Below are 16,927 nucleotides of genomic sequence, written 5' to 3' on the forward strand. Positions count from 1 at the left end.
GACTACGCAGCCGACCCGTCGGACTCGCTCGATTCGATGCGAGGGAAGAGGGGCTCGAGAGCAGAGACCGTCGTGCCACCTGCCCAGTCGAACGCCGATCGAATGGGCTGGTCGGAGACCGCACCCGCACCGTTCAGCGCCGTCCACAGCTTGCTCGAGGCCTCGGGGATCACGGGCGAAAGCAGCACCGCCAGGGTTCCGATTCCGCGCACCGCCGTGTTGAGCACGGTTCCGAGCCTCTCCCGGTTCGCCGGGTCCTTCGAGAGCGCCCACGGCTCCTGCAGCGTGATGTACCCGTTCAGCTCGTCGACGAGCTGCCATACCTGGGCGATGGCCTCGTGGATGGCGAGTCGCGAGATGGCGTCGTCGGCCGCGGCCGTCACCCGCACCTCGGTGTCGCGGATCGCCTGGTCCGGCGCATCCAGAACCCCGGCGTCGGGAACGACGCCGTCGAAGTAGCGGGTGACCATGGCGATCACACGAGACGCCAGGTTGCCGAAGCCGTTCGCGAGTTCGGCCTGGTAGCGGGCCGACAGATCCTCCCAGCTGAACGAACCGTCTTGGCCGAAGTTGATGGCACGCATGAAGTAGTAGCGGAACGCGTCGGAGCCGAAGGTGTCGGTGATCTGGTTCGGGGCGATACCGGTGAGCTTCGACTTCGACATCTTCTCGCCGCCGACGAGCAGCCACCCGTGGCCGAAGACCTGCTTCGGAACCTCGAGACCGGCGGCCATCAGCATCGCGGGCCAGATCACGGCGTGGAAGCGGGCGATGTCTTTTCCGACGATGTGGGTCGCGGGCCAACGCCGCGCGAAGGCCTCGTCGTCATAGCCGTAGCCGGCCGCGGTGATGTAGTTGAGCAGCGCGTCGAACCACACGTAGACGACGTGGGACTCGTCCCACGGAACCTTCACGCCCCAGTCGAACGTCTGCCGCGAGATCGACAGATCGGTGAGACCTCGGCGCACGAACGACACGATCTCGTTGCGCACGCTCTCGGGCTGGATGAAGTTCGGGTTCTCGTCGTAGAGGTCGAGCAGCCGCTGGCTGAACTCGCTCATCTTGAAGAAGTAGTTGCGCTCCTTCAGGAGTTCGACGGGCTTCGAGTGGATCGCGCAGACCTTCTGGCCCGCGTATTCGCCCGTGCCGTCGACGAGGTCGCTGTCGGCCTTGTACTCCTCACAGCCCACGCAGTAGTAGCCCTCGTACTCGCCGGTGTAGATGTACCCCGCATCGAAGAGGCGCTGGAGGAAGAGCTGCACGTTGACCTCGTGGCGCTCATCCGTCGTGCGGATGAAGTCGTCGTTCGAGATGTCGATCGTCTTCAGCAGGGGCTGCCATGCCGTCTCGACCAGGCGGTCGGCCCACTCCTTGGGAGTGACGCCGTTGGCGGTGGCCGTGCGCAGGATCTTCTGCCCGTGCTCATCGGTTCCGGTGAGGAACCAGGTGTCGTCACCCGCTTGACGGTGCCAGCGCGCGAGCACGTCGGCGGCCACCTCTGTGTACGCGTGCCCGATGTGGGGCACGTCGTTCACATAGAAAATAGGCGTGGTGACATAAAACGAGGAGCCGTCGGACATGCTCCCCATCATAAAGGCGCGGCTCGAGTGCACCTGCCCGTGTTACGAGCTACAGAAGAGGCAGCTGCGCCTGCTCGTTCGCGGGGGTGCGCCCCGTGCGCTGCGCCAACGCCGCCTCGTACAGGTCGCGCCGGGAGAGTCCCGTGGCCTCGGCGATCGCAGCCGACGCGTCCTTCAGCCTCGTGCCGTCGGCCACCAGCTCGAGCACCTGCACGACCCCCGTGGCCAGGTCGACCTCGAGCGGCTCCGCACCGGCGACGACGATCACGATCTCGCCCTTCACACCGGCCTCGGCCCATTCCAGCAACTCGGATGCCGTGCCGCGTTTCACCTGCTCGTACATCTTCGTGAGTTCCCGCGCCACGGCCACTCGGCGGTCCGCGCCGAGGGCTGCGGCGATGTCGGCGAGAGACGCGGCGATGCGGTTCGGCGACTCGAAGAACACCATGGTGCGCCGCTCCCGGGCCAGCGCTCCCAGAACCTGAAGCCGCTCACCCTGCTTGCGCGGGAGAAACCCCTCGAAGGTGAATCTGTCTGTGGGCAGGCCCGACACCGCGAGCGCCATGAGCACGGCGGAGGGGCCCGGGATCGCGGTGACCTCGACGCCCGCGGCGACAGCGGCGGCCACGAGGTGGAACCCCGGATCGGACACCGTCGGCATGCCCGCATCGCTCATCACGACGAGGTCGGCAGTGCGGGCGAACTCCACGAGTTCCGCCGCCTTCTCCCGCTCGTTGTGATCGTGCAGGGCGACCAGCCGCGGCCGGTTCTCGAGGTTCAGGGCACGCAGCAGCTTGATCGCGACCCGGGTGTCTTCGGCCGCGATGAGCTCGCAGGCCTCGAGCGTCTCGACGAGACGCACCGACGCATCCTTCAGATTGCCGATGGGCGTGCCCGCGAGGATGATCATTGCCTCAGCGTATCGAGCGCTGACCCTTCGCACGTCGGTCGGGTAGCATCGGGCGGCGGCGAGACGGAGGGCACGCATGACGAAATCAGACGGACGCTCCTTCGTCGCCACCCTGTGGCAGAGTCGTGTGCTCCGCTTCGGCCTGATCGGCGGCCTCAACAACCTGCTGTCGTACGGCATCTTCGTCGCCCTGACACTGGCCGGAATGCCGTCTATCGCCGCGGCCACGATCACGTATGCCACGGGCATGGTCGTCAGCTACGTCGCCAATCGCTCGTTCACGTTCCGCCACTCGGGCAGCGCCAGACGCTCCCTGGTTCGATTCGTCGTCGTGAACCTTGCGGGTTACGCCCTGAACGTCGCGATCCTCGCGCTGTTCGTCGAGCTGATCGGGTGGAATGCGCTCGTCGTGCAATTGGGTGCCATCGTCGTCGTCGCGACCGGAATCTTCCTCGGGATGCGCTTCTGGGTCTTTCGTGGGGACGGCACCCCGGACGCGTGATTCGGCGGCGTCGGCGGCGGCACCTACGATGGGGCAGGTGACCGAGCCCCGCACCCCGATCGACTTCGACGAGACGCTCGCGGCGCAGACCGAGTTGCAGGCGCCAGCGCAGCCCGAGCCGACCGGCTCGAGACTCGACGAGTGGTGGGGCCGTCTCCTTTCCACGCCCGGCCGACAGCGCCTGTGGGCGTGGGGCGGGCCGATCGCCGTCACTCTCCTCGCCGCCATCCTGCGCCTGGTCAATCTCGGGCATCCGCACTCGCTGGTCTTCGACGAGACGTTCTACGTCAAGGATTCCTATACGACGCTGCGCAACGGCTACGAGTCGACCTGGCCGGCCGATGCCGATGAGGCGTTCAACGCGGGCGACACAGACGGGTTCCTTCAACAGGGGTCGTTCGCCGTCCATCCGCCGCTCGGAAAGTGGGTGATCGCACTCGGCCTGGCCGTCTTCGGCGCCGACTCGAGCGTCGGCTGGCGCATCTCGGTCGCCGTCTGCGGAATCCTCCTCGTGCTCCTCACCACGCTCGTGGCCAAGAAGCTGTTCCGCTCCACCTTCCTCGCGACGGTCGCCGGTTTCCTCATCGCCATCGACGGCCACGCCATCGTCATGAGCCGCGTCGCACTGCTCGACGGCATCTTCGCGCTCGTCGCCCTCGCCGGAGTCGGAGCCGTTCTCATGGATCGCGAGTGGCACGCGAGGCGGCTCGACGAGAAGCTCATGGTCTCGGAGAAGCTCGGCCGGGTCGCCCGGTGGGGACCAGCGCTCTGGTGGCGCCCCTGGGTGCTCGCCGCAGGCATCCTGTTCGGTCTGGCATCGAGCGTCAAGTGGTCTGGCCTGTACTTTCTCGCCGCCTTCGCCGTCTATCTGGTCGTCGTCGATGCCCTCGCACGCCGCCGAGCGGGCCTGCCGCTGTGGGCGGCCGGAGCGATACTCAAGCAGGGGCCTGTCACATTTCTGCTGACCGTTCCGATCGCGATCATCGCCTACCTCTCCACCTGGTCGGGCTGGTTCCTCACCTCGGGCGGAATGTACCGGCAATGGGTGCAGACGTCGGGCGAGCACTGGACCGGCCCGCTCGCCTGGGTTCCCAACTGGGCACAGAACTTCTGGCATCTCGAGGCGGCGGTGTACAACTACCACGTCAACGAGCACACGCCCCATCCGTATCAGGCCAACCCCTTCTCGTGGCTGTTCCTCATCCGCCCCACGCAGATGTACATCAGAACCCTCGACAACGGTCAGGGCGGCTGCGGGGCAGACACCTGCTACGAGAACATCACCTCGATCGCGAACCCCATCATCTGGTGGGCGGGAACGGCGGCCCTGCTCTACCTGGTCTTCCGATTGATCCGCAAACGCGAGTGGGTCGTCGGGTTCATCCTCATGGGCATGGTCGCCGGCTACCTGCCGTGGCTGCTCTACGTGAACCGCACGATCTACCAGTTCTATACGATCGCCTTCGAGCCGTATCTGATCCTCGGGCTGGTCTTCGTGATCGGTCTGGCGCTGGGTAAACGCACAGACCCCCGATGGATGCGAGTGGGCGGCGTGCGCGCCGTCATCGCCTTCCTCATCATCTGCTCGGCCGTCACGGTGTTCTTCTATCCCGTGTGGACTGCGCAGGAGATTCCCGGCTGGCTGCTCTCGCTGCACTACTGGCTGCCCACCTGGCGATGACCCGGTCAACGCTTCGTGCCTGGCAACCGGGCATGCTCGTCGCCGCTGCTGCCGCCGGCATCGCGTTCCTGCTGCATCTCGCGTTTCCTGCCCTGCCTCTGCTGACCGTCTCCGTGGCGCTCGGCGTGGTCGTCGCTCAGATTCCGGCGCTGCGGCCTCTGCTCGACGGCCCACTGAAGGCCGGACTCTCGCTGTCGGCACGGCGCCTGCTGCGCATCGGCATCGTGCTTCTCGGCCTCAAGCTGAGCCTCGTCGACATCGCCGGCCTCGGCGTGGTCACGATCATCGCCATCGTCCTGGTGGTCGTCCTCACGTTCGGCGTCACCCTGCTGCTCGGCCGCATGCTCGGCCTGCCCGGCTACCAGCCGCTGCTCATCGCCGCCGGTTTCTCGATCTGCGGCGCATCCGCCGTCGGCGCCATGAGCGCGGTCACGCGCGCCAAAGACTCGGAGAGCGCCACCCCGATCGCCCTCGTCACGCTGTGTGGCACCCTCGCGATCGTGCTGCTGCCGCTCGCCCGCATCCCCCTGGGCTTCGACGCTTCGGAGTTCGGAACCTGGGTCGGGCTCAGCGTGCACGACGTGGGTCAGGTCGTGGCGACCGCTCAGATCGCGGGGCCCGTCGCCCTGGCTGCCGCCGTTGTCGTGAAGCTCACCCGCGTTCTCACGCTCGCCCCGATGGTGGCCATCGTGGGTGCCGTCGAGCGCCGCCGCACCCCGCTCTCCTCAGACGAAGCACCCTCGAAGCGCCCGCCGATCGTTCCCCTGTTCGTGCTCGGCTTCATTGCGGCGGTTCTGATCCGAACGTTCGTGCCGCTGACTCCCGAGCTGCCCGCGGTGGCCGATGTGGTGCAGACGGCCCTGCTCGCCACAGCCCTGTTCGCGCTGGGCACGGGCATCCGATTCGCCGAGCTGGCGCGCACGGGCTGGAAGGCTCTGATCGTGGGTCTCGGTTCGTGGGTGTTCATCGCCGCGCTGTCGGTCGTGGCCGTCTGGGTGACGACCGGCCTCAGTGCAGCACCTTGAGCCCGACGACGCAGGCCACGATGCCGAGCACCAGAAGCAGCTTCACGATCGAGACTCCCTCTCCCCCGAAGAACATCGCATAGCCGACTGTCAGCGCGGCTCCGATGCCGACCCACACGGCGTACGACGTGCCGACGGGGATGTCGCGCATCGAATACGCCAGCCCGGCCATGCTCAGCACGAGCGCGCCGACGAAGATGAGACTCGGCCAGAGCCGAGTGAAACCCTCTGACTTGCCCAGGGCTGTTGCCCACACGGCTTCGAGGATTCCCGAGACGATGAGTACGATCCATGACATGACTGCTGCGCTCCTTAGCGGTGGTCAGTCTTGTCGCGTTCCGGGTACTGCGCCCTCGTCCGGTGGCCCCCATTCGGGGACGTCGATCAAGCCTAGGCGAAGGTCTGGTTGCCGACAACCCGCAGCAGGGCCAACTTCTCCGCCGCCTCGCTGCCCGGCGACGCCGTGAGCACGAGCAGCGTCTGCGCCTGATTCTCGGTGAACAACGCCTGGCAGTCGACCTCGATCTCGCCGATCTCCGGGTGCACGAGCGTCTTGTGATCGTCGAATCTGTTGCGCACCTCGTGCAGTTCCCAGATCGTCGCGAATTCCTCGCTCGACGCCAGCAGCTCCGCGACGATCGCCCGACCACGCTCGAACTCGCCCGAGGCGGAGACCGCGGCCCGCAGCGCAGAGACCTGGATGCGACTCTGATGATCGTGGTCTCGCTGCGGATACCGGCTGCGCGCCCCGGGGTCGGTGAACCAGCGGTAGACGGCGCTCGCCGCCAGACCGGTGAACCGCGTCTCGTCGCCGAGCAACGCTGTGGCCATGTCGTTCTGTGCCAGCGTCTCGGCGAGGTCGGAGAGAACGAGGGCGGGGGTGTCGTCGAGCCGATCGAGAACGCGCATCAGAGCGGGCGCCACGTGATGGGTCGCGAGCGCGCGACGCGGCGCGTTGTGACCGGTGAGCCGGAACAGGTGGTCGCGCTCATCGGGAGTCAGCCGTAATCCGCGCGCGATCGCAGCGACCATCTGCTCCGATGGCTGCGGACCGCGTTGCTGCTCGAGCCTCGAGTAGTAGTCGGTCGACATGCCGACGAGGAGAGCGACCTCCTCGCGCTTCAAGCCGGTCGTCCGCCGTCTCGGTCCGTCGAGCAGGCCCACGTCGCGCGGCTGCAACGCCTCGCGGCGGCGTCTGAGAAAGTCGGCGAGTGCGGGTCTGTCCATGTAACCATCGTGGCGGTGCGCAGCCTCCGCAACAAGGGACTGCGAATCCATGGACAACCGCTCCCTTCTGCGCCCCCGTCGATCGGTGTTGAGTGGAGCCATGAACATCACCGGAAACACCATTTTCATCCCCGGCGCCACGTCGGGACTCGGACTCGGTCTGGCTCTGCGTTTTCAGGCAGCCGGCAATCGCGTGATCGTGGGAGGGCGACGCACCGAACTGCTCGATCGCATCGTCGCGGAGAACCCGGGAATCGACTCCGTGCAGATCGATACCGCCGACGCCGTCTCCATCGAGCGCGCCACGCAGCGGGTCGTCGCCGAGCACCCCGATCTCGACACGGTCATTCTGATGGCCGGAATCATGCAGCCCGAAGATCTGCATTCCGCCGGCTTCCTCGACACCGCCGAGCGCACGATCACCACGAACCTCCTCGGCCCGATCAGGCTCATCGCCGCCCTCGTGCCGCATCTGGCGTCGCGTCCGAGCGCCACGATCATGACCGTCTCCTCCGGCCTCGCCTTCGTACCCCTGCCGGCCACGCCGACCTACAGCGCGACCAAAGCGGCCATCCACTCGTTCACGCAGAGCCTGCGCGTGCAGCTCGCCGACACCTCGATCGAGGTGCTCGAACTCGCACCTCCCGCCGTCGCCACCAGCCTCATGGGCCAGGAAGACGACCCGAACGCCATGCCCGTCGAGGAGTTCCTCGACGAGACCATGTCGATCCTCGCCTCACAGCCGGATGCGCAGGAGATTCTCGTGAGTCGGGTCGGGTTTCTGCGGTTCGCCGAGAGGGAAGGCCGCACCGACGAGGTGCTCACCATCCTCTCCGCGCACTGACGCCTATTTCTTGATCGCCGACAGCGGGTTCGTGATGGTCTCGAGCGACTTGCGCTCCGCGTCCACCCCGAAGATCAGGGCTATCAGGCCTCCGACGAACATGATTGCGGCCCCGAGGAAGTAACCGAAGGTCAGGGGGCCGCGGTCGGTCCCGTCTCCGATCAGGATTCCGTAGAGCAGCGGTGCGACCGAGCCGGCGATCTGGCCGAGGGCGAAGAAGTACGAGATCGCCTGACTGCGGATCTCGAGCGGGAACGTCTCGCTGACGGTGAGGTAGGCGCTCGAGGCTCCGGCCGACGCGAAGAAGAACGACACGCACCAGAAGATGGTCTGGGTCGTCGCGTCGAGCACGTCCATGCTGAAGAGCACAGCGGATGCCGCCAGCACGGCCGCCGAGACACCGTACGTGAGGAAGATCATCTTGCGCCGGCCCCACACATCGAAGAAGTGCCCGAGCAGCAGCGGGCCGAGCAGGTTTCCGATCGCGAACGGGAAGAAGAAGTACTGCGTCGACGATGGGGAAGTTCCGTAGAAATTCTGCAGAACCAGCGCGTAGGTGAAGAAGATGGCGTTGTAGAGGAACGACTGGGTGACCATCATCGTGGCGCCGACGAGGGTGCGCTTCGGATAGAGCTTGAAGAGCACGTGCACGATCGTCTTGAAAGGCACTCGCTCGGTCTCGGTGACCGTGATCGCCTTGCTCTCGTCGACCGGCTCGATGTCGCCGCCCTGAGCCTTCACCCGCTTCTCGATGTCGTCGACCGTCGCCTCGGCCTCCTCTTCGCGCCCGTGGGTCATGAGCCAGCGCGGGCTCTCGGGAATGTGGCGGCGTAGGTAGATGATGGCGAGTCCGAGCACAGGGCCGATGAAGAAGCCGATGCGCCAGCCGATGTTCTCGTCGAAGATGTCGGGATTCAGCAGAAACAGGTTGGCGGCCGATCCCAACGCGGCGCCACCCCAGTAGGTGCCGTTGATCGCGATGTCGACGCGGCCCCGGTACTTCGATGGGATGAGCTCGTCGATGGCCGAGTTGATCGCGGCGTACTCGCCGCCGATGCCCATGCCGGCGAAGAAGCGGAAGACCAGCAGGAACCACATGTTCGGTGCCAGGCCGGCGATACCGCTGGCGATGAGGTAGATGGCCAGGGTCAGGATGAAGAGCTTCTTGCGCCCGAGCTTGTCGGAGAGACGCCCGAAGATCAGCGCACCCGCGATCTGTCCGAACAGGTAGACGGTTCCGAGAAGGCCCACCTCCGCGGCGGTCATGTCGAGCGCCTTCTGGAATCCGGCGGACGCGACGATCTGGATCTCGAGCCCGTCGAGCACCCACGAGAAGCCCAGGCCGACCACGATCGACCAATGGAATCTCGTCCAGGGAAGCCTGTCCATGCGGGCAGGAACGAGGCTGCGGACGCCGCCATCCTTGCCGCGGGCTGGTGCAGAAGCCGACATCGTGAACTCCCTCGAACATCGAATCAGATGACAAACGTCAACAGATTAGTCCTCAGAAAAATGCGGGGTCAGCCGATGCGTGGGCACCGCCTCGAGGTCTACAATCCGCACGCAGATTCGTGCCATCTCGAGTCGTGCGCGCTCGTCTTTTCGGCGGGCGGGGCCAGGATGTTGCGCCACGGGTGTGCGCGCCCCGCTCGCCTATTAGGGTCTGGGTGTGACCGCATACGTCTCTCTCTTCGACCTGTTCTCGGTGGGCATCGGTCCGTCGAGTTCGCACACCGTCGGCCCGATGCGCGCCGCGCTCGATTTCGTCGACCGTCTCCGCGCATCCGGAGCACTAGAAGACGTTCGCAGCGTCACCTGCACGCTCTATGGATCGCTGGGTGCAACGGGCCTCGGGCACGGCACGCCCGACGCCGTCGTCGCCGGCCTGCAGGGCCTCGACCCGGAGAGCTGCGACCCCGACCTCGTGCACGGCGCCTGGTCGGGACTCGTGCGCGGCAGCTCGACCGCGCTGCGCGACGCCGGATTCCTCGAACTGGCGTCCGGCGGCGACCGCAGCACGATCGACCTCGGCGGAACCCATCCGATCGCCATCGAGCAGTCGGACATCTCGTTCGAAGCGCACACCCGGTTGCCTGCGCACCCGAACGCCCTGAGCCTCGTCGCCTGGGGCGACGCCGACGCGCTCCCCTTGCTCAGCGAGACCTACTACTCGGTCGGCGGCGGGTTCATCCAGCGCGACGGCGACGACTCGTCGAGCATTCCGCTGGTCGAGCATCCGCTGTCGTTCGCGAGCGCCGACGCCCTCTTAGAGGTCTGCGAGTCGACCGGACTCAGCATCGCCGAGGTCGCCTGGCGGATCGAGACCGAACTGCACGGCGAGGAGGCCGTTCGCGCGCAACTCGACCGCATCTGGGACGCGATGGAAGCTTGCATCGACGCGGGCCTGACCGCTACGGGCACGTTGCCCGGAGGGCTCAACGTGCCGAGACGCGCGACCCGGCTGCGCGAGCGCCTCGAGCTCGAACGCCAGACCGCCACCGGCGACCACGACACCTCCACCGAGTGGCTGCACGCCTACGCCCTTGCGGTCAATGAGGAGAACGCCGCCGGCGGGCGGGTCGTGACGGCTCCGACGAACGGCGCGGCGGGCATCGTTCCCGCGGTCGGCCGGTACTACCTCGACTTCGTGCGCGGCGCGGATCGCGAGGGCATCCACCGCTATCTCCTGACGGCCACCGCCATCGGCTCGCTGTTCAAGTCGAACGCGTCGATCTCAGGCGCTGAGGCCGGATGCCAGGGGGAGGTCGGTTCGGCGTGCGCCATGGCGTGCGGTGCCCTGTGCGCCGTGCTGGGCGGCACCCCGCGCCAGGTCGAGAACGCGGCAGAGATCGCCATGGAGCACCACCTCGGACTGACGTGCGACCCCGTCGGCGGCCTCGTGCAGGTTCCGTGCATCGAGCGCAACGCGATCGCGTCGTCGACCGCGGTCAGCGCGGCGAGGCTCGCCATGAACGGCGACGGAACGCACCTGGTGTCGCTCGACATGGTGATCGAGACGATGCGACAGACCGGAGTAGACATGTCGACGAAGTACAAGGAGACGAGCGAAGGCGGCCTCGCGGTGAACGTGATCGAGTGCTGACGCGTTAGAACAGGCGAGCGCCGCCGTCGTCGAGGCGTAGCGACGACCGCAGCACGGCCGAACCTGTCGTGAGCTCGCCGCTGGTCAGCGGCTCGCAGCGCAGCCCGCCTCTTCCGCGCAGCGCCTTGTGAGCACCCGGGGCGAGCATCACATCCATCCACGCGCAGGGATTGGCCGGCCGATGCGCGTGGAACAGTACCGGGCCCAGGCCAGAATCGAGCGAGAAATCGGCCCCGCGAAGTCGATCGACGTCCACCCCGCGAACCAGGATGTTGCGGCGCGTGTCGAGCGGGTCGAGAGCATTGGCGAGACCAAGGGCCCGTTCGACGTACTCGACCGATTCGACGGCCATGATCGTCACGGAGGCCGTGCGATGCGCCGCCTTGCCGAAGTGCCTGTCGCCGACGATGCCGAGATGGGCTCGAACAGCGACTCGTTCGAAGTCTTCCGGCCCGACAGCAGGCCGGGGACCGTCTGACGGGCGGCCCTCGTAGCGATGGAGGGTGGAGGCCAGCAGATGCTCGATGCTCACCCGATACTCGAACTCGAGATTCGACCCGGATGCGTCCTCCACAGAACACAGGCTAGTCGGGCTTTGTTACCCCCGCTTACGAGGGAGGCGGCGCTGTCGGTGGCTCGGGTTAGCGTGAGCGTGTGAATACCGTTACGCCAGCCGCGCCCGGGCCCTACCTGCCGTCGTCGACGGTGTCGACGCAGTGGCTCGCCGATCATCTCGGCGCCGACAACCTGGCGGTCGTGGCGGCCGCCAACCGGGTGCGACTCCTGTCGCTTCGGCTCGACGTCGCCATCAGCACCATCGTCGTCTACGACGAGAACGATGGTCTGTGTGCTTCAGAGTCGGCGCACACCCTGCGCGAGGCGGGGTTCGAGCGCGTCGCAGTGCTCACCGGCGGCCGACAGAAGTGGCTCAGCGAGCAGCGACCCGTCGACCTGCACGAGCTCGCCCACCGCAACGGGCGGTCACCGCTCTATACCGGCTACGTCTATACCGGCTACGTCTATGCCAGCGTCGACCCGGGTTACGTCGAGCCCCGCCTCGCGTAGCTCGTTAAGCGGCGCGGCTCGGGCGGAATGCCCGGTGATCACGCTGTCGACACCCCCGACGGGCGCGACTCGTCCGAGGTGAACCTGGCCGATCTTCGACCCGTCAGCCAAGACGATCCGTCTGGTCGCCGCCCCGAGCATCCGTCTCTTGATCTCGGCCTCGGGCAGGTTGATGTTCGTGATGCCGTGCTCTACGTCGACTCCGTTGCAGCCGATGAACGCGATGTCGGCGTGCAGGCTGTCGAAGAGCCCATCGGCCATCGGGTTCACGAGGGAGTGCTGGAGCGCCCTCAGCGTGCCGCCGGTGACGATGACGCTGAAGCGGGGCAGCGCCCTCTCGAGCTCGAGCGCGATCTTCAGGCCGTTCGTGATGATCACGACGTCGTGCAGATCGGCCCGATCGACGAGAGCCCGGGCTAACGCGGCCGCCGTCGTTCCCACGTCGATGATCACGGAGTCCCCTGGCGACACGAGTGCCGCGGCATGGGCCGCGATGCGCAGCTTCTCGTCCCACAGAGAACCGAGCGCCTCCTCGAAGGCGGGCTCGGTGCGTCTCGGCGTGGCCGAGGTCACCGCTCCCCCGTGCACTCGATCGAGCTGACCCGCGGATTCGAGCGCGTCGAGGTCGGATCTGATCGTCACTTCGGAGACCCCGAAGACCACACTCAACTCGGTCACCTTGACGAACCCGCCCGCGGCCAGCAGCTCGAGGATGCGGGCGCGACGCACCGGTGCGGGGGCGTTGACGAATTCGAGATCGGACACAAGACGACTTTCGTTTATTTGCGATTGCTTGTCAATTCTTGCCGTGCAATACTGTCGCGTGTTGTGCCGCCGAGCGTGATCCGCGCTCGCGAGAAAGGGCTCGCTATGTCCACCATCGCCGTTCGAGAGACTGTGCTCGCAGACGGACGTCAGCTCATCTACTTCGATGACGCAGACACCACCCTGTCGCCCGAGCGACGGCCCGACGCGCGCGTGCTCGATCCTCGCCCAGCGACCGCGAGCATGAGACAAGACGTGCTGACCGGCGAGTGGGTCTCCATCGCGGCGGCCCGCCAGAACCGTGTGTTCCTCCCCTCCGATGACGCAGACCCGCTGGCGCCGGCCACACCCACGAACCCCTCCGAGATCCCCGACGTCTACGACGTTGCGGTCTTCGAGAACCGCTCCCCCTCGTTCGGCCCGCTACTTGTCGACGACAACGCGCCCCGGGGTCTCGACGACCTCGCCGAGCTCGGGCTCGAGCGCACACGTACTTCCGTGGGCCGCTGCGAAGTCGTGTGCTTCAGCCCAGCGCACACCGGCTCGTTCGCCTCTCAGACCCCCTCGCGCGCCCGCACGATCGTCGAGGCGTGGGCACAGCGCACCGCCGCCCTGTCGGCCATGCCCTCGATCGAGCAGGTCTTTCCGTTCGAGAACCGCGGCGCCGAGATCGGCGTCACCCTCAACCACCCGCACGGCCAGATCTACGCGTACCCCTACGTCACACCGCGCACCACCAAACTGCTCGACTCGATCGACCGGTTCGGCCCCGACATGTTCGCCCAGATCCTCGAGCGCGAACAGGCCTCCGAGCGCGTGCTGCTGCGCGGCGAGCACTTCACGGCATTCGTGCCCTTCGCGGCGCGCTGGCCCATCGAGGTGCACATGCTGCCGCACCGGCACATCCCTGACCTCGCGGCAACGACGAGCGAGGAGCGAGACGAGTTGGCCGTGCTCTACCTGCGTCTCCTTCGCGGAATCGATGCCCTGTACGACACCCCCACGCCCTACATCTCCGCCTGGCACCAGGCACCGGTGAACAAAGGCCGCGACGACGTGCGCTTGATGCTGCAGGTCACCTCGCCTCGACGGGCCGCGAATAGGCTCAAGTATCTCGCCGGCTCGGAGGCCGCCATGGGCGCCTTCATCGGAGACGTGCCGCCGGAGACATCCGCCGCACTCGTTCGCGAGGCGATCGCCCGCGCTGACCAGGAGAACCCCGTATGACCCACGACGACATCGCAACCCAGGCGGCCACCGACTTCCACACCCGATTCGGCCGCCCGGCCGACGGAGTCTGGTCGGCACCGGGCCGCGTCAATCTGATCGGCGAGCACACGGACTACAACGAGGGCTTCGTGCTGCCGTTCGCGATCGACCGTCGCACATGGGCGGCAGTCGGCCTGCGCGACGACAACACCGCGCGTGTCACCAGCACGTTCAGTGACGAGGAGGTCGAGGTAGAGCTCTCCTCCGTCGGCCCCGAGGAGCTCGACGGATGGTCGGCCTACCCCCTCGGAATCGCCTGGGCCCTCGGAGAGAACGGCGTCGATCTCGCCCAGCAGCGCGGCTTCGACGCGCACATCGCCTCCGACGTCCCCGTCGGCGCCGGACTCTCGTCGTCGGCCGCCATCGAAGGCGCGATCGTCCTCGCTCTCGACGAACGCTGGCAGCTCGGACTCGACAGGCCGACCCTCGCCCGCGTCGGACAGCTGGCAGAGAACGAGGCCGTCGGCGCACCGACCGGAATCATGGATCAGTCTGCATCCCTCCTCGGGCGACGCGACTCGGCCGTGTTCCTCGACTGCCGCTCACTGCGCTCCGAGATCGTCGACCTCGGCTTCGCCGGCGCCGGGCTCGCGATCGTCATCATCGACACCAAGGTGAGCCACTCGCACGCGACCGGCGGATACGCGGCCCGCCGCGCATCCTGCGAGGCGGGTGCCGCCGCTCTCGGCGTCGAGAGCCTGCGCGACGTCGGCGTCGCCGACCTCGACCGAGCCCGCGAGGTCATGAACGACGAGACCTTCCGGCGCGTTCGGCACGTCGTCACCGAGAACGCCCGCGTGCTCGCCACGGTGCGTGCCCTGCGTGAGAGCGGGCCCCTCGCCATCGGCGAGATCCTGGATGCGTCGCACGTGTCGATGAGAGACGATTTCGAGATCTCGGTGCCGCAGCTCGACCTCGCTGTCGTGGCCGCTCGTGAGGCCGGAGCCATCGGCGCCCGCATGACGGGCGGCGGCTTCGGCGGTGCGGCGATCGCTTTGACGCCCGTCGACCTGATTGGCGAGGTGACCGCGCGCGTCACCGAGGCGTTCGCGGAAGCCGGCTACACCGCACCCGAGATCTTCACGGTCACCCCGTCAGACGGAGCCCAGCGCGAGTTCTAACTCCCGAGGATCTGTGACCGGCAGCCGACAGACGAAGTCGGTGCACAGATAGGCGGTGCTGCGACCATCCGAGGTCGCGCGCCCCTCGAGCAGCCCGAAACCCGCCTCGGGCCACTCCCTGGCCTGCGACTCCGACACGACCACGGTCAGCGACGCGGTGTTTCGGCGCGCCACGTCGACCAGCGAATCGGGTGCGCTCACGGCGGCATCCGGTGTCACGACGACCAGCTGCTGTGTCGGATCAAGCAGCCTCTGCACGAGTTCGAGCGTCGCGCCGAATCCGATCGGCCGGGTCAGGGCCTCTGCAGCGACCCCGCCGACCGTCTGCGAGACGATCTCGCGGTAGCGCGCCTCGCCTGTGAGGTCGAACAGCGTGAGCGCGGCTGAGCAGACTGCGCTGACACCGGAGGGATACGCACCTTCGGCGGTGTCGACCGCGGCCGCGATGTTCTGCGCCGACAACACGGAGTCCCGCCCGCCCGGCGCGGTGAAGCCGGCGTCGAGGACGGCGTCGACGAGCTGGCGGGCCCTGATCGCGTAGTGCGCTCGCCCCGTAGCGGCGGCCAGGGCGAGAAGCCCCCCGGCGAATGCGCCGTAATCCTCGAGTGTCGCGGCCGCGTCCGATCGCCGCGAACCGATGGATGCGCGCAGCAGCAAGCCGTCGGCCCTCACGTGCGACCCGAGCAGGTAGTCGGCGGCTCGCATCGCCGCGTCGATCCACTCGGCGTGACCGAGCGAGAAGCCGGCGCGCGCGAGTGCCGCTATGGCGAGACCGTTCCAGCCGGTGAGAATCTTCGCGTCGACCGCGGGAGGGGTCTCTCTAGCCCGACCCGCAGCATCCAGGGCGTAGTAGCCGCCCTCACTCCGCGACCCCGCGACCGTGCTCTCGGAATCCTGCGCGGAGCCGAAGCCGCCCTCCGGCTGCTGCAGCACCGAGATGAGGAACGACGCGATCCCCTCGGCGGTGTGGCGCGCCTCCGCGGCCTGGGCATCGCGCCCCGCGGCGAGCCTCGCGTACTCGTCGAGCAGAAGGGCATTGTCGTAGAGCATGCGCTCGTAGTGCGGATCGCTCCAGTCTCGATTCACGCTGTAGCGGAAGAACCCGCCCTCGAGCGGGTCGCGCAGCGGCGAGCGGCTCATGGTCAGAAGAGTGCGCGCCGCGAGCGGGCTGCCTCTGCGCAGCAGCATCGACAGCACGGGAGCGACGGGGAACTTGGGTGCGCCGCCGAAGCCCCCGTGGGTGCTGTCTTCGTACGCCTCGAGGTTGCGCACCGCCTGCGCCAATCGCTCTTCGGCGTCGTCGGGAAGCGCCCCCGTGGGCGTGGCCACGGCGGTCTGCGCCAGCGCATCCGAGATCGCGTCGGCCGTGAGATCGACCTGGTCTCTTCTCGATCTCCACGCGTCGTCGACGGCGTCGAGCACTTGAGAGAACGACGGGTGACCCTGAATGGGCACCGGCGGTGAGTAGGTGCCGGCGAAGAACGCCTTGCCCTCCGGGGTGACGAAGACGTTCAGCGGCCAGCCCAGACCCTGGGTGAATGCGCCGGCCGCCGCGAGGTATACCGAGTCGACCTCGGGATGCTCCTCGCGGTCGACCTTGATCGCCACGAAACCCGAGTTGAGCTGTGCCGCCAACTGCGGGTCGGAGAACGATTCGCGCGCCATGACGTGGCACCAGTGACAGGTGGAATACCCGATCGAGACGAGCACCGGAACATCGCGGCGCTTCGCCTCATCGAACGCCTCAGTTCCCCACGCGAACCAGTCCACCGGGTTGTCGGCGTGGGAGCGCAGATAGGGGCTGATCGCATCGCGGAGCCTGTTCGTCATGGCGC

The 16,927-nt window shown here is 67.2% G+C and carries 16 protein-coding genes and 1 riboswitch; of the genes, 8 read left to right on the top strand and 8 right to left on the bottom strand.

Annotation, left to right across the window (positions count from 1 at the left end):
• Positions 1-2 precede the first annotated feature (2 nt).
• Both metG and rsmI read right to left on the bottom strand, forming a co-directional pair.
• On the bottom strand, positions 3-1,580 hold the full coding sequence (gene metG, locus ASE64_RS16730; RefSeq protein WP_055783344.1) for a methionine--tRNA ligase: 1,578 nt from the start codon (positions 1,578-1,580) through the stop codon (positions 3-5).
• A 49-nt stretch (positions 1,581-1,629) separates the two neighbouring features.
• Positions 1,630-2,490 carry a 16S rRNA (cytidine(1402)-2'-O)-methyltransferase gene (gene rsmI, locus ASE64_RS16735; protein ID WP_055783347.1) on the bottom strand — a complete coding sequence of 287 codons (861 nt, stop codon included), beginning with the start codon at positions 2,488-2,490 and terminating at the stop codon, positions 1,630-1,632.
• Between the two features lie 76 nt (positions 2,491-2,566).
• Here rsmI and ASE64_RS16740 point away from each other — a divergent pair, with 76 nt between their 5' ends.
• From ASE64_RS16740 to ASE64_RS16750, 3 genes are read left to right on the top strand one after another with little or no spacing between them, the layout of a single operon-like run.
• Positions 2,567-2,992: a GtrA family protein gene (locus ASE64_RS16740; RefSeq protein ID WP_055783350.1), complete on the top strand. Its 426-nt coding sequence runs from the start codon at positions 2,567-2,569 to the stop codon at positions 2,990-2,992.
• 28 nt (positions 2,993-3,020) lie between these two features.
• The gene (locus tag ASE64_RS16745; protein ID WP_082466490.1) at positions 3,021-4,673 is read left to right on the top strand and encodes a phospholipid carrier-dependent glycosyltransferase; all 1,653 of its coding nucleotides are present in this window, start codon (positions 3,021-3,023) and stop codon (positions 4,671-4,673) included.
• Positions 4,670-5,698, top strand: coding sequence for a YeiH family protein (locus ASE64_RS16750; protein WP_055783354.1), 1,029 nt, complete (start codon positions 4,670-4,672; stop codon positions 5,696-5,698). Before ASE64_RS16745 ends, ASE64_RS16750 begins: the two co-directional genes overlap by 4 nt.
• Here ASE64_RS16750 and ASE64_RS16755 read toward each other — a convergent pair.
• Together ASE64_RS16755 and ASE64_RS16760 are read right to left on the bottom strand one after the other, a co-directional pair.
• Positions 5,682-5,996 (bottom strand): DMT family transporter, encoded by a 315-nt coding sequence (locus ASE64_RS16755; RefSeq protein ID WP_055783358.1) that lies wholly within the window; start codon positions 5,994-5,996, stop codon positions 5,682-5,684. The genes ASE64_RS16750 and ASE64_RS16755 overlap by 17 nt on opposite strands.
• Positions 5,997-6,015: 19 nt before the next feature.
• Positions 6,016-6,082, bottom strand: a riboswitch (guanidine-III (ykkC-III) riboswitch).
• 6 nt (positions 6,083-6,088) lie between these two features.
• The gene (locus ASE64_RS16760) at positions 6,089-6,925 is read right to left on the bottom strand and encodes a helix-turn-helix transcriptional regulator (RefSeq protein WP_055783360.1); all 837 of its coding nucleotides are present in this window, start codon (positions 6,923-6,925) and stop codon (positions 6,089-6,091) included.
• Positions 6,926-7,025: 100 nt separating this feature from the next.
• Between ASE64_RS16760 and ASE64_RS16765 the strand changes: the two genes are divergently transcribed.
• Positions 7,026-7,769: an SDR family oxidoreductase gene (locus ASE64_RS16765; protein ID WP_055783363.1), complete on the top strand. Its 744-nt coding sequence runs from the start codon at positions 7,026-7,028 to the stop codon at positions 7,767-7,769.
• A 3-nt stretch (positions 7,770-7,772) separates the two neighbouring features.
• Here ASE64_RS16765 and ASE64_RS16770 read toward each other — a convergent pair whose 3' ends face one another.
• Entirely contained in the window at positions 7,773-9,221 is a 1,449-nt protein-coding gene (locus tag ASE64_RS16770) for an MFS transporter (protein WP_055783368.1), read from the bottom strand.
• A 217-nt stretch (positions 9,222-9,438) separates the two neighbouring features.
• Between ASE64_RS16770 and ASE64_RS16775 the strand changes: the two genes are divergently transcribed.
• Entirely contained in the window at positions 9,439-10,872 is a 1,434-nt protein-coding gene (locus tag ASE64_RS16775) for an L-serine ammonia-lyase (protein ID WP_055783369.1), read from the top strand.
• Positions 10,873-10,876: 4 nt separating this feature from the next.
• On the opposite strand, the gene ASE64_RS16780 is transcribed toward ASE64_RS16775, so the two are convergent.
• Complete coding sequence (locus ASE64_RS16780) at positions 10,877-11,446, bottom strand: MOSC domain-containing protein (protein ID WP_055783372.1); 570 nt, start codon at positions 11,444-11,446, stop codon at positions 10,877-10,879.
• 80 nt (positions 11,447-11,526) lie between these two features.
• On the opposite strand from ASE64_RS16780, the gene ASE64_RS16785 reads away from it, so the two are divergent.
• Positions 11,527-11,937 (top strand): rhodanese-like domain-containing protein, encoded by a 411-nt coding sequence (locus ASE64_RS16785; RefSeq protein ID WP_156352060.1) that lies wholly within the window; start codon positions 11,527-11,529, stop codon positions 11,935-11,937.
• On the opposite strand, the gene ASE64_RS16790 is transcribed toward ASE64_RS16785, so the two are convergent.
• Positions 11,854-12,702, bottom strand: a complete 849-nt coding sequence (locus tag ASE64_RS16790) for a DeoR/GlpR family DNA-binding transcription regulator (RefSeq protein WP_055783378.1) — start codon at positions 12,700-12,702, stop codon at positions 11,854-11,856. The two genes, ASE64_RS16785 and ASE64_RS16790, sit on opposite strands and share 84 nt — an antisense overlap.
• Before the next feature lie 105 nt (positions 12,703-12,807).
• Between ASE64_RS16790 and galT the strand changes: the two genes are divergently transcribed.
• Both galT and galK read left to right on the top strand, forming a co-directional pair.
• On the top strand, positions 12,808-13,929 hold the full coding sequence (gene galT / locus ASE64_RS16795) for a galactose-1-phosphate uridylyltransferase (RefSeq protein WP_055783381.1): 1,122 nt from the start codon (positions 12,808-12,810) through the stop codon (positions 13,927-13,929).
• Positions 13,926-15,092, top strand: a complete 1,167-nt coding sequence (galK, locus tag ASE64_RS16800) for a galactokinase (protein ID WP_055783384.1) — start codon at positions 13,926-13,928, stop codon at positions 15,090-15,092. The genes galT and galK overlap by 4 nt, the downstream gene beginning before the upstream one ends.
• Here galK and ASE64_RS16805 read toward each other — a convergent pair.
• The gene (locus tag ASE64_RS16805) at positions 15,066-16,922 is read right to left on the bottom strand and encodes a thioredoxin domain-containing protein (RefSeq protein WP_055783385.1); all 1,857 of its coding nucleotides are present in this window, start codon (positions 16,920-16,922) and stop codon (positions 15,066-15,068) included. The two genes, galK and ASE64_RS16805, sit on opposite strands and share 27 nt — an antisense overlap.
• Positions 16,923-16,927 lie beyond the last annotated feature (5 nt).

This window comes from Agreia sp. Leaf210, assembly GCF_001421485.1.
In the GTDB taxonomy this organism is placed as follows: domain Bacteria; phylum Actinomycetota; class Actinomycetes; order Actinomycetales; family Microbacteriaceae; genus Agreia.